General features: G+C 67.9%; 13 protein-coding genes and 1 pseudogene. 11 read left to right on the forward strand and 3 right to left on the reverse strand.

The annotated features are described in order from the left end of the window. Window positions 1-38: 38 nt before the first annotated feature. The 3 genes from IEZ17_RS12630 to IEZ17_RS12640 form a co-directional block, all read right to left on the reverse strand. Window positions 39-311, reverse strand: a complete 273-nt coding sequence (locus IEZ17_RS12630) for a hypothetical protein (RefSeq protein WP_189299495.1) — start codon at window positions 309-311, stop codon at window positions 39-41. A gap of 80 nt (window positions 312-391) precedes the next feature. Further along, complete coding sequence (locus tag IEZ17_RS12635) at window positions 392-694, reverse strand: hypothetical protein (RefSeq protein WP_189299497.1); 303 nt, start codon at window positions 692-694, stop codon at window positions 392-394. 656 nt (window positions 695-1,350) lie between these two features. Then, the gene (locus IEZ17_RS12640) at window positions 1,351-2,151 is read right to left on the reverse strand and encodes a Fic family protein (protein ID WP_189299499.1); all 801 of its coding nucleotides are present in this window, start codon (window positions 2,149-2,151) and stop codon (window positions 1,351-1,353) included. A gap of 64 nt (window positions 2,152-2,215) precedes the next feature. Between IEZ17_RS12640 and IEZ17_RS12645 the strand changes: the two genes are divergently transcribed. The 11 genes and pseudogenes from IEZ17_RS12645 to IEZ17_RS12695 all read left to right on the forward strand — a co-directional run bounded on the left by IEZ17_RS12645 (window position 2,216) and on the right by IEZ17_RS12695 (window position 14,175). Continuing rightward, on the forward strand, window positions 2,216-3,427 hold the full coding sequence (locus IEZ17_RS12645; RefSeq protein ID WP_189299501.1) for a Shedu anti-phage system protein SduA domain-containing protein: 1,212 nt from the start codon (window positions 2,216-2,218) through the stop codon (window positions 3,425-3,427). Beyond that, on the forward strand, window positions 3,424-3,747 hold the full coding sequence (locus tag IEZ17_RS12650) for a hypothetical protein (RefSeq protein ID WP_189299503.1): 324 nt from the start codon (window positions 3,424-3,426) through the stop codon (window positions 3,745-3,747). The genes IEZ17_RS12645 and IEZ17_RS12650 overlap by 4 nt, the downstream gene beginning before the upstream one ends. A gap of 40 nt (window positions 3,748-3,787) precedes the next feature. Beyond that, a pseudogene (locus IEZ17_RS42285) lies at window positions 3,788-4,269 on the forward strand (transposase); the annotation flags it as partial. A 934-nt stretch (window positions 4,270-5,203) separates the two neighbouring features. After that, a complete protein-coding gene (locus tag IEZ17_RS12665; protein ID WP_189299694.1) occupies window positions 5,204-5,815 on the forward strand; it encodes a Crp/Fnr family transcriptional regulator in 612 nt (203 codons plus the stop codon). 294 nt (window positions 5,816-6,109) lie between these two features. Beyond that, window positions 6,110-6,661, forward strand: coding sequence for a hypothetical protein (locus IEZ17_RS12670; protein ID WP_229852196.1), 552 nt, complete (start codon window positions 6,110-6,112; stop codon window positions 6,659-6,661). After that, on the forward strand, window positions 6,654-8,816 hold the full coding sequence (locus IEZ17_RS12675; RefSeq protein WP_189299507.1) for a hypothetical protein: 2,163 nt from the start codon (window positions 6,654-6,656) through the stop codon (window positions 8,814-8,816). The genes IEZ17_RS12670 and IEZ17_RS12675 overlap by 8 nt, the downstream gene beginning before the upstream one ends. 80 nt (window positions 8,817-8,896) lie before the next feature. Further along, window positions 8,897-9,970 carry an SPFH domain-containing protein gene (locus tag IEZ17_RS12680; protein ID WP_189299510.1) on the forward strand — a complete coding sequence of 358 codons (1,074 nt, stop codon included), beginning with the start codon at window positions 8,897-8,899 and terminating at the stop codon, window positions 9,968-9,970. Beyond that, window positions 9,963-11,267: a DUF4407 domain-containing protein gene (locus IEZ17_RS12685; RefSeq protein WP_229852197.1), complete on the forward strand. Its 1,305-nt coding sequence runs from the start codon at window positions 9,963-9,965 to the stop codon at window positions 11,265-11,267. The genes IEZ17_RS12680 and IEZ17_RS12685 overlap by 8 nt, the downstream gene beginning before the upstream one ends. A 95-nt stretch (window positions 11,268-11,362) precedes the next feature. Next, entirely contained in the window at window positions 11,363-11,872 is a 510-nt protein-coding gene (locus IEZ17_RS12690; RefSeq protein WP_229852198.1) for a Pycsar system effector family protein, read from the forward strand. Between the two features lie 808 nt (window positions 11,873-12,680). After that, window positions 12,681-12,848, forward strand: coding sequence for a DUF8730 family Cys-rich protein (locus tag IEZ17_RS45670; protein ID WP_506005246.1), 168 nt, complete (start codon window positions 12,681-12,683; stop codon window positions 12,846-12,848). A 43-nt stretch (window positions 12,849-12,891) separates the two neighbouring features. Beyond that, window positions 12,892-14,175: an MFS transporter gene (locus tag IEZ17_RS12695; RefSeq protein WP_229852199.1), complete on the forward strand. Its 1,284-nt coding sequence runs from the start codon at window positions 12,892-12,894 to the stop codon at window positions 14,173-14,175. Window positions 14,176-14,205: the final 30 nt, after the last annotated feature.

Raw genomic sequence — 14,205 nt, forward strand, 5'->3', positions numbered from 1 at the left:
GCACGTGCTCCCGGTTCGGACGCCGCCTGAGCAGGGCGTCAACTGTGCTCTTCTTCTTCGGCCTCCATACGCCGGATGCCTTGGTGCGTCAGCGTGACCATGGCCGGCGTATTGCCCGCGGTCCAGTCGACCGTGATCAGGTCCTCGCCCACCAGATACGTGCAGGCGGCAGCCAGATCCTCTGCCGGGATCGCGAGATCTTGGGCCGGCTTGGCTCCGGTGACACCCAGGAGGCGGTTGCCTTCAGTGGCCTCGTACAGAGCCTGCATGGTCTTCTCGCGGTACGCCTTCCGCTCGGTCAGTGATGCCATGACCGCTGCCTCCGGGGAGAACGGTGTCGCGCTCATCGCGGCGGAGAAGTGCCGGATGCCCGGTCGAGGGGCCGGCTCTGTCACAGCCGCGTATCCGAGGCCCGGCTTCCTCGGACCTCGTCCGCATGCGGGCGGTCACGCGCGGATGACTCGCTGGTCACCAGCCATGGCGCGGCCGTCGCGTTGGGCTCGGAGGTGTGCGTGGTGTCCACCGTGATGTGGAGCCGGGTCCCGCCGTCGTGGCCGGCGGGGTAGCTGCGCTGTTCGGTGGCAGGGAAGCAGCGCCGGAGCACTTCTGCGACCCGGCGCGCGGCCTCGGGGGATGCGGCGACGATACGGACCTCGGCCATCCCTGCCGAAGGCATCGGTTCTACCGGTCTCATGCTGGCCTCTCTGTCAGGCGTATGAGGTGCCCACGGGGTGAATGCTCATACCTACCGCCGCCGGTCGTGCAACGGTTGGCGTCCTCATCGCCCTTGTCGTGCTGTCCGCGGCGAGTTGCCGACGGGCCGGGAGATGAGCCGGCCGGGCCCACCGCCGGCCTTCCGACTCCGGTGAGGGGGGAGCGCGCGAAATGTCCCGATGTATTCACCGTACTCCGGGCGGTGGTCCACCGACCCCATGCGAGACCAGACGTTCGTGGAGGCGGGGGATGCGCCGCTTGGGCACACCCCCCGCCGACGCACGACCGCCGCGTTGGACCGCGCGTCGACGGCACGGACGACCATGCCGGGGCCGTAAGCGCGTCCCTGGGCTCGGCGGTGATCAGGTCGCTGACCTCGGCAGCACGGGCCGGCCCCAGCCGTGCCGGCACTGAGGGCGGCGGCGAGCCGGGGCGGCGGAGCGGCGGCAGCGCTCTTCCCCGTTGTGGCGCGCTCACCGGACCCAAACCGGCATCAGCCGAAGGGAGTTCGACGAGTACATGAGTGGCGCCCCTGCCGGCGAACGGGGCCGGGCTGACGAGAAGTCGGCCCGGCCCTCGCCGTACCCGCCTCGGTCGTGGCGATGCCAGGGGTGTTTGCAGATGTGTTGTTGCAGGTCACCCAGTAGCACGTGGCGCAGGCCGCAAAATCGCGTCTCGCGATGCGAGATGACAGCCGGTCACATTGCTCAGGAGGGGCTTGTGGGCGCCAACTCGGTGCGTTAATCGGTGGCTTATGGCACACGGATGGCGCGCGGGCCAGGAAGGGTCTAGGTAACAAATAAGCCCCAGGTCCCTGACCTGGGGCTCAAGCTTGGAGCGGGTGACGGGAATCGAACCCGCGCCCTGAGCTTGGGAATCACGGGCGCTGTGGGCACCAATACGTGTCTGACCTGCGGATACGGTCTGAAATGAGGGCTTGCCGAGGGGCTGTCCGCACCGGTGTCGACCGCTGTGCACCGGTCCGAAGGGCACGGCTGGGGCACGTCGGCAGGACCGCGACCCGTCCATCAGCATGGTGGAACGAGCCCAAGGCGTCTTGTCGCCCGGATCAGGAGCGCCAGGGCCGTGGACGAGATCGGCCGCGCCCGCCGGATCGTCGGCGTAGCGGGTGACCTGGAGAGGGCCCACCTCGCCAAGGATCACACCTTCCCACGCCAACACGAAAGTCAGCGCGAGCAGGGCCGAGTGACCGTTGCCATCGGCGAAGGGGTGGAAGAACGCGATGTCCAGATACGTCCGGGCCGCCCGGGCGGCCAGCGGCGCACCCCCTCGTCGCTTCTGCGCAGACATTAGGCGTCGCCCCGCCGGAACGGTGCGCTGCCAGTTCCGAGGAGGAGGTGCTGCCAGCAGCCGTTCCGCCCGTGAGGGGTCACGCCGGCGCACCAGGCCGCGGCACGACATTGTGGAACCGTCCATGCTCGGAGCGCGCCCCGGATTTCACCAGGCGTGGGTGTCAGTGCCCGGTTCTAGGGTGGCCCGCATGGCGACATTCCGATCCGGCTTCACGCTCTGGCGCATGGTGCAGGCGGCACGGGAGCTGACCGAGCACGTGCGCGTGCGGGAGCGCATCGACGCGGTGCTGGGCATCATGGGTGGCTTCGGCGGGACGTACGGCAAGGGCAGACCGCTCGTGAACGCTCTGGAGGATGTTGCCCAAGAGGCTGTTCTGCACGAGGACATCGGCCTCGCTCAGCGCTTTCAGCGTTTCGCCGCCTACGCCGGAGGCGAACTGTTCCTCGACATCTTGGAGATGTACTACGACGAGGAGGCGCGGCAGCGCAGTGAGGAGCACATGCGGAGGATGACCGCCATGGGCGCCGACCGAGCGGTCGCCGCCCTAGACGTCCTGTGCCGTGACAAGCCCGATGCCACCGCCGCCGACGCTCGTGATCTCTTCCGCGGCATCGCCTTGTCCGCCGACCACCTGGGCCTCGGGACCGGCGAGGGCGGCATCCAACTGTCCACCAAGGACATGAGGCGGCTTCAGGAGTACGGCCACATGGAGCTGATCCTCCGGAACCTGCCCCGACCTGCCTCTGCCGAGGCCGCCCGGATGATGAGTGACGTCCTGGCGGACACCGATGCGGGACTGCTGGCCCAGCTGCTGGAACTGAAGGCCAGGCGGGCCGGCCTCGCGGCCCTGCGTGCCGCGGTGGAGGACCCGGACAGCTCCGAGAGTGCCCTCCACGCCTGTTTGAAGAAGCAGGAGTGGATCTTCGGCGGAGCCTATGTGGCCGAGCTGGCCCGCCGTCAGTACACCCCGGACACCATTCTCGACATTCCGCTGTTGCGTGGTGATGGGTCCTTGCACGTGGTGGAGCTCAAGCGCGCCAACGTCAAGGACCTGGTCATCCGGCGCGGCGGCCATCTCATGCTGGGCGCCCCGCCGCATCACGCGGTCTCCCAGGCGCAGAACTACCTCCGGGCCATGGACGAGAACCGTCGGACCATCCTTGCGGATCACGGCGTCGACACCCGCAGGGCCTCGGCGACGGTCGTGATCGGGCACCCGCGGTACGTGAGCGGAAACATCACACCCCAGGAGGTCGCGGAGACGCTGCGGACCTACAACACGCATGCGGCACGCATAGAAGTGATCACGTACGAGACTCTGCTGGAGTCAGCGGCCCGGATGCTGGCGCTCTCGTCGGCACGGCAGGACCCCGACCCGACAGAGGAGCCCCCGGCGTGAAAAACAACCCTCCTGCAATCGAGCCGCTCCTGGCCCGACTGAGCGGTGGTGCAATCACCGGCAAGGACTACGTCGGCTACTTCCAGAACGAGCACGGGGAGGAGCTGGTCTTTGCCCAGCGTAGGGGTGAGAAGACCGCCCGGCTGTGGCACAGCGACGCGGAGTGGCAGATGTTCCGCGTCGGCGACCACTCGATCCGCGTCGGCAGCATGATGGACGGGATGATCACCGTCGACGATCTGATCATCAATCGCGCGGAGGCGACGTGGTTGTCCTCCTGCCTGGCTGCCTCCCGCCACCTGCGCCCGGGGCGCGCCTGACGAGTACCAGGCCGCACAACGACGAAGTAGGCGACCGGCGGCCAAAGGCCGCCTGGACCTTTCGAGGGCGGTGATCGACAGCTCCCATGTCCGGGCGCTCAAGGGCGGCCCAAAACCGGACGGAGCCCGGTCGACCGAGGACGTCCGGGCTCCAAACACCACGTGATCTGCGACGCCACCGGCATCCCCCTGGCCGTCACGTTGACCGGCGGCAATTGCAACGACGTCACCCAGCTCATGCCGCTACTGGCAGCGGTTCCACCCATCCGCGGCTACGACCATGACTGCTACCGCCGATAGGTCTGGGCGAAGGGCATCAAGCCCGTCGTCGCCCGACGGCGCACCGGCCACGGCTCCGGCCTGGGAACCAAGCGATGGGTCGTAGAGCAGACCATCGCACTCCTGCACTGGTTCGGACGCCTGCGAATCCGATGGGAGACCCGCGACGACATCCACGAAGCATTCCTCAAAATCGCCTGCTCACTCGTCTGCTGGCGCCGCCTGCAACCCGCGTTGCGTTAGGAGTTCTTAGGGCACGCGGAGGGCGCGTCGATCACTGGGAGGTCTAGACAACCAATAAGGCCCAGGTCATCGACCTGGGCCCTCAACTATGGAGCGGGTGACGGGAATCGAACCCGCGCCCTGAGCTTGGGAATCAATGACGTTTGTCGCCGTCATCGAGGGGCTGACCTGCGTATACGCGTGCTGTGGGGCGGAGCGGGCAGTGCCAGAGGGCACCCGCATTGACCTTGATTTACCGCTGGTTAGGGCATGCGGAGGGCACGAGCCTCGTCAGGAGGCTGCTGGTTACTGCAACCAGAGAGGGGCCGTTCTCGCTCGTCAGTAGTGCTTCGTGGGGGCGTTGATGGCGCCGCATCCAGCCGCGACATCCCCACCATCGCCCAGATCGTCGTACGGTCCGGGGTGCCGGCCGCGTCCAGCGTCGCTCGACCTCCCGCGCCGCCTCCTTGGCCTCCCGCGCACGCGACCGCGTGCACCAGATCCAGGATCAGCACGCCCGTCGGCAGCGACGCCGCCTTCTGAAACGCCCCCTCGCCGGCGCCCGGCATGTACAACCTCGACCACTGCGCCCCGCACATCCCCGTATTCCTCGCCGACGCCGGCATTTTCACCGCACACACTCTAGATCCGTCGAGCATCTCTGTTGCCGGACAGTACGTGCGCCATTGCTCACACAGGGCAAGGGATGCCCTTGAGTTCATGCGTTCGATCAATACCGGGCGGCTCAGGGGAGTAACAAGCCATATGCCGCCAGCTCCCTTGCCTTCCTGCGCCCCGACGGCAGCATGGGCAGGCCAGTTGGAGAGACGCGGCAGCGCCGCGGCACAGCATGAAGTAGTCGGGGGTAGCAGTGACGCATGTCTGGCCGCATTCCACTTTCCTTGGCCGGCTGTGGAGCAGTACTGCGGATGACCTCATTCGTCGCGGGACCCTGATGGCGTACCCCAGTCACCGGCTGCTTCTGCGGCAGGGTGAGGAGAGTCGGCACGTGCTGCTGCTCACCCACGGTGTGGTGAAGGTGGTCGCCAGCGCGGAGAGCGGGTACGAGATGTTGCTCGCCGTCCGCGTAGCAGGCGACCTTGTCGGTGAAATGGCCGCGTTCGAGGAGCGCCCCCGTTCCGGGAGTGTGATCGCCTGTAGTGAAGTGACCGCACGCATCATCCAGGTGAGCACGCTGGAGACCTTCCTTACCCAGCATCCGGACGCGATGCGGGCCATGCTCGGCATGCTGAGCGCGCGGCTGCGATGGGCCAACCAGTGCCGCATCGACTTCCGTGCGTATGACTCGCGAACCAGGCTGGCGCGGGTACTGGTGGAATTGAGCCGGGCTTACGGGCATCCCATGTCGGAAAATTACGCAAAACAGCGCGTGATTGGCATAACGCTCAATCAGGCGGAATTGGCTTCGCTCGCCGGAGTGGCCCTGCCCACGGCAGAGAAGGCTCTCGCCGAACTCTCGCGACTCGGGCTGGTGGAGCGCAGTTACCGAAAGTTGACGATCAGTGACGTAGCCAAACTGCTTGAGTTCGCCAAAGTAGTTGAGTGAAACCCATATAGATATGGAATCGGTTGCGGCCGTGGCTCCTAACCTCTCGGGCAGCGCTTCGTGGGAAGTGCTGTCGGAGAAAGGAATGGCCGGGTGGCCGAGTGGGTCGGGTTCTACCCCTGTACGTGCATAGCCGTTGATGCGCAGGCATATGGAGGCAACAACGATCGTAGGCAGTCCGAAATCCAGTACGACCTGCGGCGGATTCTTTCCCAAGCGGCAAGGGGAACTGGACTGGACCGCTCGCAATGGCAGATTCAACCCAAAGGGGACGAGGAACTCGCAGTCCGCCCCATGGACGGCACAGAGCCGCGTCTGGTGGACGACTTGGTTCGGCACCTTGTGTCCGAGCTGCGTGAGTACAACGGACTTCGGGTCCCCGCTGCGCGCCTGAGACTACGCGCCGCGATCCACCACGGCCCGGTGGAACTCGCCGACAACGGATTTGCCGGCACGGCCGTGGTGGCGACCTCTCGGCTGCTCAGCTCCCGGTACCTCTATGAGGCGCTGAAGGTGCACGACGCCGCCGACCTCGCGCTCCTGCTCTCCGATGACGTCTACCGGTCCACGGTGGCCGGTGGCCACACCACCCTCTCCGTCGCGGACTTCCGACGCGTCACCGTGCGGGAGAAGGAGTACGAGGCCACCGCCTGGCTCCAGGTCCCCGGGCACGATGTCCAGGGTCTTCGTACCGTCGGAACGGTGCGGGAGCAGTCACCGGCGCCTCTCGGCGGTGACCCGACGGTGCGCCACGACTATCGGGGCGAGCAGATCAGCGTCAACAACTTCACCGCCCCGGTGGACATGCGCGGAGGTGTCGTCGGCTTCGGGAGTGCCGGTGGTTGACGGTGCCGAGGTCCTGGATCTCAGCGAAGCTCCCGGCCCCGTCGCTGAGAAGGGGGTCCCCCAGCAACGGGAGGATTCCGCCTCGACGGCCGAGCCGGGCAGCGAGGCCGGCCCACGCCCCGGTCCCGAGCACGATGAGCGGGAGGAAGACGGCAGAGGATACGACGATCTGGGCCGCGTACTGAGCCAGAGGGTTCACAACAACTTCTACGGACCCGTGGATGCCTCGGGCGCGGCGTTCGGCTTCGGTTCCGTCGCCGCTCCTGGTCTGGCGCCCGGCTTCGTGGGGCCCGAGGAGGTCACGAGGACCCTTCGCTTCTTCCTGCCCCCGCAGCCGTGCTTCGACGACGCGCTCTCCAAGCTCGGCGCGGACCGCATCGTCGTCCTGGCCGGCCCGGAGAGCAGTGGTCGCGGGGCAGGCGCATTTGCGCTGCTCCGAGAGGCGCTGGGCAAGGACAGCGGCCTGCGCAGCCTTTCTCCGGCAAATTCCCTGGCCGAACTTGCAGCGTCGAGCGCCATCAAGTCTGGCCAGGCGTATGTGATCCTCGACTACGTCGGTGAGATGAACGTCGACGCGGTGCAGGCTTTCGAGATCCGTCGACTGAGCGAGGAACTGCGCCGCAAGGATTCGTATCTGGTGATCACGGCCCCCGAGGCCACCCGTCGGCGGCTGGCGCTGAAAGACCACTGCGTGCCGTGGCAGGCCCCCGATCCGCTGGAGCTGTTCGAGCACTGCAGGCAGAGGGTTCCCTCGGTGGACCTCCCGCCGGGCGTCGAGGCGCAGTTGGCGGAGCGGGTCACCGCACTGCGCCGTCCGTCGGAGGTCGTCGACGCAGTCACCGGACTCGGCGCGGGACCCGAAGCCGTGCTTGAGCGGTTGCGTGACAGCGAGAAGGAGCGCGTCCAGAACTGGTTCAGACAGGAGCCGCCGGCCGCCGGCGACCTGCTTCCGCTGGCGGCTCTCGCCTTCCTGGAAGGCATTCCGGAGCGCAACTTCGAGAAGGAGTCCGTCCTGCTCGGTGTCTACGTGCGTGAGTGGGAGCAGACCGAGGCGCACACCACTGAGCCGGACGCCACGGTGAAAACGCCCTTGCGCGGCGTGTCCTTCGAGCAGACGCGGGTCCGGTGGAAAGAGCGGGCTACCGGACTCGTACGTACCGAGCGGCGTCCAGGGCCGGGACAGGATCCCAGCCGCAGTGAGCGACGCATCGTCTTCGAGTCACCACGGGTCCGCGCGCTGGTCATCGCAGAACTGCACGACCTGTACGGGTACGAGCTCTGGTACCCGGTGCGCCAGTGGCTGAGCCGACTCTCGGAGCTGGGAGACCTGGAAGTCCGCACCGAGGTGGCCCGGGGTATGGCGCTGTACGCACGCCACGCGCTCGCCGAAGTGGACGAGAACCTGCTGCGGGTGTGGTCCGATGGAGTCGCCAGCCAGCGCGTGACCACCGCGCTCGTGCTCCAGTTCATGTGCGAGGACGGGCATTTGGCGCCGCAGGCGTTGAACCTAGCGTTGAGCTGGGCGGACAACAGGGGAGCCGGCCGAGCTGTCACGACGGCGATGGCGCTGACCGGAATGCTCGGCTCGCTCTACCGCCTCGAAGCTCTCAACTGGCTCTGGTTCCTGGCGAACCGCGGCGAGCGGGTCGCCTTCGCCGCTCGCCGGTCACTGGTCCTGCTGCTACAGACCGCCGAGCAGGATCCGGATCGTGCCCTGTTCACGCTCCGCTATGTGCGTACCCGGACTGCCGGCACCGCCCAGCGGTCAAGGGAAGGTTCCGTTGCGTTGCGGACCACAGCCCAGTTGCTTGAAGCGGAAAGACTGGAGGACCGCCCTGGCACGCTCGCGGCAGCACTGCTGCGCGACGTCCCGGCCAGCGCGCGCCACCTTGGCCTGCTGTGGGTGAGCGTGCTGCTGAGCGTCTACCGTCGACGGGCGGTCGGTGCCCTATGCCAGACCCTGGTGGTCCTGCGCGACGACAGCCCGGTCGCCGGTGCCGTGCGTGCGCTCGGCGAGGCGATGCGTAGCGGGATGACTCCCCGACAGTGGAACACGCTGTGTAACGACCTGTCGAACGCACTGAAGCACCCCGAATATGCGATCCCGGGCACCCGCCAACTGGCGCGCGTGCTTCTCGGGTCGTTGAGGAGCTAGCCGGTGCAGCAGCCTGCTCGTCTCCCTCTCCTCCCCCCACCTTCCCTTCACCCTCTCTTCCACCAAGGAGGCCGAAGCAAGTGAACTACCCGGTGGTCGCCGAGCATGTGCTGGGCGCCGTACAGGGCAGCTGGTGGTCGCGGCGGCGCCGCCGCGACGACGTGCCCCCGCTACCGCCCGGCGCGGTCTACGTCTTCAGGGTCGGCGGCAACTATCGCCAGTTCCCCGAGGGCATGGTGTTCGACCCGTCCCACCCCGATGTGCTCGATGCTTCCTCGGTCAGTCTGGTGGACACCAGGGCGCGCATGGTCGAGGTCGTGCGCAGCGTTCCTTCGGTGAGCGAAGCCGACAATTTCACGGTCCGGGCGTCCTTCGCGTGCCAGGTCATCGACCCCACGGTCGTCGCCCGGCAGGGCGTCATCGACGTGGTCGTTCCTCTGTGTGCCTATCTGGCGGGCGACAGTGAACTGCCCCGGGTGAGCGCCGGGCACCGTGTGGAGGAGATCAACGCGGTACGGCGGGAGGTGAGCCACCGCATGACCGCGTACAGCGCGATTGTGCCGCCACGGGTCGCGGGGATGAGCGTCGAGTTCGTGAGTGCTGAGGTGCATGCCTCGGAGGACCTGCGGAACTGGGAACAGACGATGCGTGACGAGCGTCGGTCGCGGGAACTCCTGCGGGGCCAGCGGGATTTCGAGACGCAGGACACCCACCGGATCGCCGAGCTGCTCTCCCAGGGTTCCGACTATGCCGACGCCTTCGGGATCGCCAGGGAGCGCATCGATGTGCCGGAGGCCGCGGCACGGATCCACCGGATCTCGGACGAGGAGGCGGCCCGTCGCCATCGTGCCGCCGAGGAGGACCGGGCCCATGTCCGCGCCCGGGAGACGGCAGAGCAGCAGATGCGGGGCGAGATGGTGATCACGTTGCTGCGGCAGATGGGCGCCTCCGAGAACTACGTCGACTACCACCAAGTGCTGGAACAGGTGCTGAAGGAGAGCGGCGGGCAGCTCGCCTACGGCGGTGACGGACCGGTCCCTGCAGTGGAAGCCGGGCCGGGACGCCCCGGCGGGGATGCGCCCAGGCGGACCGGTGGTGGCCTGGGGCGCCCGAACGACGGCTTCGTCAAGGATGAGGAAGATCTCCTTGACTGACGCCCCGACCACCGGCCAGACCACTGCCGGGCGTTTCGATTTCGCGCGACGACTGCGCGCTCTGACCGGGGTTGACGAGACGCTTCTCGCCAGGGTCGGGTACGAGCGGAACAGGTACACGGCGCTGGGCGGAGTGGTGCTCGGCACGTCCGTCGTCGCGGCGTTCTCGATGTGGAACTTCGCGTCCGAGGCTCTGGGCGGGGCATCCTTCCTGGCCTTGATCCCCACCGTGATCTGGATGCTCTTCATCCTCAACCTGGACCGCTGGCTGGTGACCCCCCAGCCGAACGCCCGACGTCGGGTCGGCCCCCTGCTGCTGCGCCTGATGATCGCCCTGGTACTCGGCGCCGTGGTCGCCGAGCCGTTGGTGCTGCGCATCTTCGCCACCGCGGTGGAGGAGCGCGTCACGGACGACCGGAACAGGGACCTCGACCAACTCCGCGGCAACCTGCTGCGGTGCAACCCGGTGCCGTCCCAGACCGACACTACGGCGCGGGTCGGCTGTGGCCGTTATGTGCTCTCCTTCGGGGCCACGCCCGGCGGGCAGTCCGACGAACTCTCACAGCTCCGCTCGGAGTCCGCTGCGCTTCAGAAGCGTGTGGACCAGGACAACAGCAGCCTGGAGGCCATTGACACGGAGGTGCGGAACGAATGCCGGCAACTCGTCCGTATCGCCTCCACGGGGCTGTACGAGCGGACGTCCGAATGCCTGCGGATGCGCGCGAAGGCGCAGGACTACCGCACCACCCACCGCACGCAGGAGAACGAGCGGCGGCTGGCGACCATGAACGGTCGCATCGCCCGGCTTGAGGGCAAGGTGACGGATGCGCGCGGCACATTCCTGAAGGCGCGCGCCGCGGGTATCCAGCAGCGCCTTGCCGAGGAGCGTGCCAAGCAGAAGGAGATCGGCGTCCTGGAGCGCATGCGGGCGCTGGACGAGCTTGCGAGCGGTAACACCGTGCTCCTGGCTGGCGTATGGCTGGTCCGGGCCCTCTTCGTCCTCCTCGACGCGCTTCCGGTACTGGTCAAGTTCCTGAGTGGGGAGAGTGCCTACGACCGGATGCTCACCAGTGAGAGCAACAGCGCCGTCAAGATCCACGGTGAGCGGCTGCGGCTCGCTGAGCGCAAGGCCATGGCTGACATTGAGATCGCGCAGGACGCCATCGAGCAGAAGGTCCGGCGGAGCCGGGCCGAATCGGAGGCGGGCCATCGTGAGCACACCGCGGCGATGAACATCCGGGTCCGGCAGGCGGTGCGGGCTCTGGAGGACGAACTGCGACGCACCTCGGCAGTCTGACCGCGATCTGAGCACAGAGGCAGCAACAGTACGGGCCGCCCCGGACCTTACGCCGGGGCGGCCTGCGGGCGCTCATGGAGGTACAGGACATGACCATGCGCAGGCAAGACGCGAGAGCAGGCCACGGCGGGGGACTCATCCGCACCCTGATTACTGAGACCCGGGAGGAGTTGCAGAAGGCGGACAGCAAGGCGGGGCTGATGCTCACCGCTCTTGGAGCGGCGTTGACCGCACTGCTCGGCGCGATCAGCGCCGGCGGCATCCGACCGCAGCACTACGCTCTGGTTCCTCAGGTGCTCTTCTGGACGGGCTGCGCGTCGTGGGTGCCGGCTCTCGTGATGCTCGGATTGGCCGTGGTGCCCCGACCGGGGAGGCCGCAACGGCTGCGTGCTCACTACTACGGGGATGCGGTCAGGACGGCCTCCGCCCGGCTGCTGGCGGCCGCCGTGCAGCGGACCGATCCCGAGGACCGAGATCTGAGCCAGTTCGTGTCGTTGTCGCGAACCGTGTGGATCAAGTACCGCTACATACGCCACGGGATGGTCTGGGGCGCGGCATTCCTCGTCCTTACGTCGTTGGGCCTGCTGGCAGGGACATCGTCCTGAGGAGCCCTGAGCCGGTGGGCGAGCTGCCGGAGGCGGTGGCAGCGCGCCGCCTCCGTGGCTTCCGCCTCGGGAGATGGTGCCCAGGGACGGGCCCACGATCTCGTATCTACCCTCGCACGATAGGGACCGACGCCCACGAGGGGCGATCAACGAAGGTCGCGCAACCGGTGGCTGCAAATGTGTGTCGGGAAGTCGCCCCGTTCCCGTATTTCGCCGACCTGCCCAACCCTCCCTGCAGCAAAGCGAATTAGCATCACTCCAGCGGCATGGTGACGCGGCTCACGCCGGTTCACGAGGAGACGTCTCCGTCGAAACCCTCCGCCAGACCTGAACGACAACAACAAAACCCCAGGCCGTCGACCTGGGGCTTCTATGTGGAGCGGGTGACGGGAATCGAACCCGCGCTCTGAGCTTGGGAATCATGGGGGCTTTGGGTGCGTCGCCGGAGGTCAGAGGTCGTGGCGCTGTCAGGCTCGGCCGGCCGGGGCTGTTGTCTGCGCCCCCGGTTGTCCGTGGCTGACCGCCTCTACTGGTGCGGCAGTGGTGCGAGACGTACGAATGCCGCCATGTCGAGCGACGAGGGGATGGGCGGCGGCGCGGACCAGGGCCATGCTCCGGGCGGGTCCAGCATGTCGATCTCCACTTTGTGGAGGCTTGGCCGGGCAGATCGCGGGCTGATCCCGGCGTCGATCGGCTGGTAGCGGAGGAAGGGTGTCGGAGTGCAGGGCAACCGCTGAATCAAAAAATACCCCTGGGGGTATAGTCGCCAATGAGGGGCCCGCTGGGGGCCGCCACATGAGGAGTTGTGATGTGTCGACGCGTTATCTGTCGTACCTGCGGCAAGTCGACCTATGCCGGGTGCGGCATGCATGTGGAGCAGGTGTTGGCCGGGGTGCCCAAGTCCGACCGGTGCAGCTGCGGGAAGGACGTGCCGAGAGGCGGCGGCCGGCTGGGGCGGCTGTTCGGTCGGCGCTGACGGCCGGACCGCAGTCGATTCGCCTCGATGGGGGACGAGAGCCGTGAACGGCGCCACTTCCAGCCTCCGTCCCTCCCTCGCGCAGCCGTGCGATCTGCGGTTGGGGCTGCGCGCGAACCTGGCTCAGTTCTCGCTGCTGGTCGCGGTCAACGCGCTGGTCGGCGGCATGCTCGGCCAGGAGCGCACTGTCTTGCCGTTGCTTGCCGACCGGACGTTCCACCTGTCCGCCTACACCGCCGCCCTGACCTACATCGTGGCGTTCGGCGCGACCAAGGCGGTGACGAACTTCTTCGCCGGGACACTGTCGGACCGCTTCGGCCGCAAGCCGGTGCTGGTGGCGGGGTGGCTGATCGCGCTGCCGGTGCCGCTGCTGCTGATCTGGGCCCCGTCCTGGGGCTGGGTGGTGTTCGCCAACGTGCTGCTCGGCGTCAACCAGGGCCTGGCCTGGTCCACCACCGTCATCATGAAGATCGACCTGGTCGGGCCGGCCCGCCGGGGCCTCGCGATGGGCCTCAACGAGGCCGCCGGCTACGGTGCGCTCGCCGCCACGGCGATGGCCACCGGCGCCATCGCCGCCCACTGGGGGCTGCGCCCGCAGCCGTTCTTCCTCGGCATCGCCTACGCCGCATTCGGGCTTGGCCTGTCTGTCCTCGCGGTGTGCGAGACCCGGGAACACGCCCGCGCCGAAGCCGCCCTGCACCGCACACCCGCAAACCCGGACCACCGCAGCGAGCTGGCTACTCGCCAGGTCACCCGCGCCGTCAGCCTCACCGACAGGGCATTGTCGTCAGCCAGTTGGGCCGGGATGGTCAACAACCTCAATGACGCCCTCGCCTGGGGCGTCTTCCCCCTGCTGTTCGCCGCGCACGGCCTGTCGGTCGCCCGGATCGGCCTGCTCGCCGCGCTCTACCCGGCAGTGTGGGGACTGGGCCAGATCCTGACCGGCTGGTGGTCCGACCGGATCGGCCGCAAACACCTCATCACGGCGGGGATGCTCGTGCAGGCCGCCGCGATCGTCCTGGTCGCCGTCGGCGGCACCTTCCCTCTCTGGGCGCTCGCCCAGGTCCTGCTCGGCGCGGGCACCGCGATGGTCTATCCGACCCTGCTCGCCGTGATCGGCGACGTCGCCCACCCCGCCTGGCGGGCCCGCGCGGTCGGCGTCTACCGGCTGTGGCGCGACGGCGGCTTCGCCGTGGGAGCCGTGCTCGCCGGAGCCCTCGCCGACGCCTACGGCCTGACCGCCGCGATCTGGGCCGTCGCCGCCCTCACCGCCGCCTCCGGTCTCGTTGTCGCGCTGCGCATGTACGAGACCCGTCCGCAGGAGTGAATCCAGTTCGGCACGGCTGCGGGCTGTCCT

The sequence above is a fragment of the Streptomyces albospinus genome (assembly GCF_014648695.1).
Taxonomy (GTDB): Bacteria; Actinomycetota; Actinomycetes; order Streptomycetales; family Streptomycetaceae; genus Streptomyces; species Streptomyces albospinus.

Bases quoted from the DNA above. Each gene is read 5' to 3' on its own strand.
- IEZ17_RS12645 (WP_189299501.1), top strand. From the start codon at position 2,216: ATGGCGACATTCCGATCCGGCTTCACGCTCTGGCGCATGGTGCAGGCG.
- IEZ17_RS12630 (WP_189299495.1), bottom strand. From the start codon at position 311: ATGGCATCACTGACCGAGCGGAAGGCGTACCGCGAGAAGACCATGCAG.
- IEZ17_RS45670 (WP_506005246.1), top strand. From the start codon at position 12,681: ATGTGTCGACGCGTTATCTGTCGTACCTGCGGCAAGTCGACCTATGCC.
- IEZ17_RS12690 (WP_229852198.1), top strand. From the start codon at position 11,363: ATGCGCAGGCAAGACGCGAGAGCAGGCCACGGCGGGGGACTCATCCGC.
- IEZ17_RS12670 (WP_229852196.1), top strand. From the start codon at position 6,110: ATGGACGGCACAGAGCCGCGTCTGGTGGACGACTTGGTTCGGCACCTT.
- IEZ17_RS12665 (WP_189299694.1), top strand. From the start codon at position 5,204: ATGGCGTACCCCAGTCACCGGCTGCTTCTGCGGCAGGGTGAGGAGAGT.
- IEZ17_RS12635 (WP_189299497.1), bottom strand. From the start codon at position 694: ATGAGACCGGTAGAACCGATGCCTTCGGCAGGGATGGCCGAGGTCCGT.
- IEZ17_RS12640 (WP_189299499.1), bottom strand. From the start codon at position 2,151: ATGGACGGTTCCACAATGTCGTGCCGCGGCCTGGTGCGCCGGCGTGAC.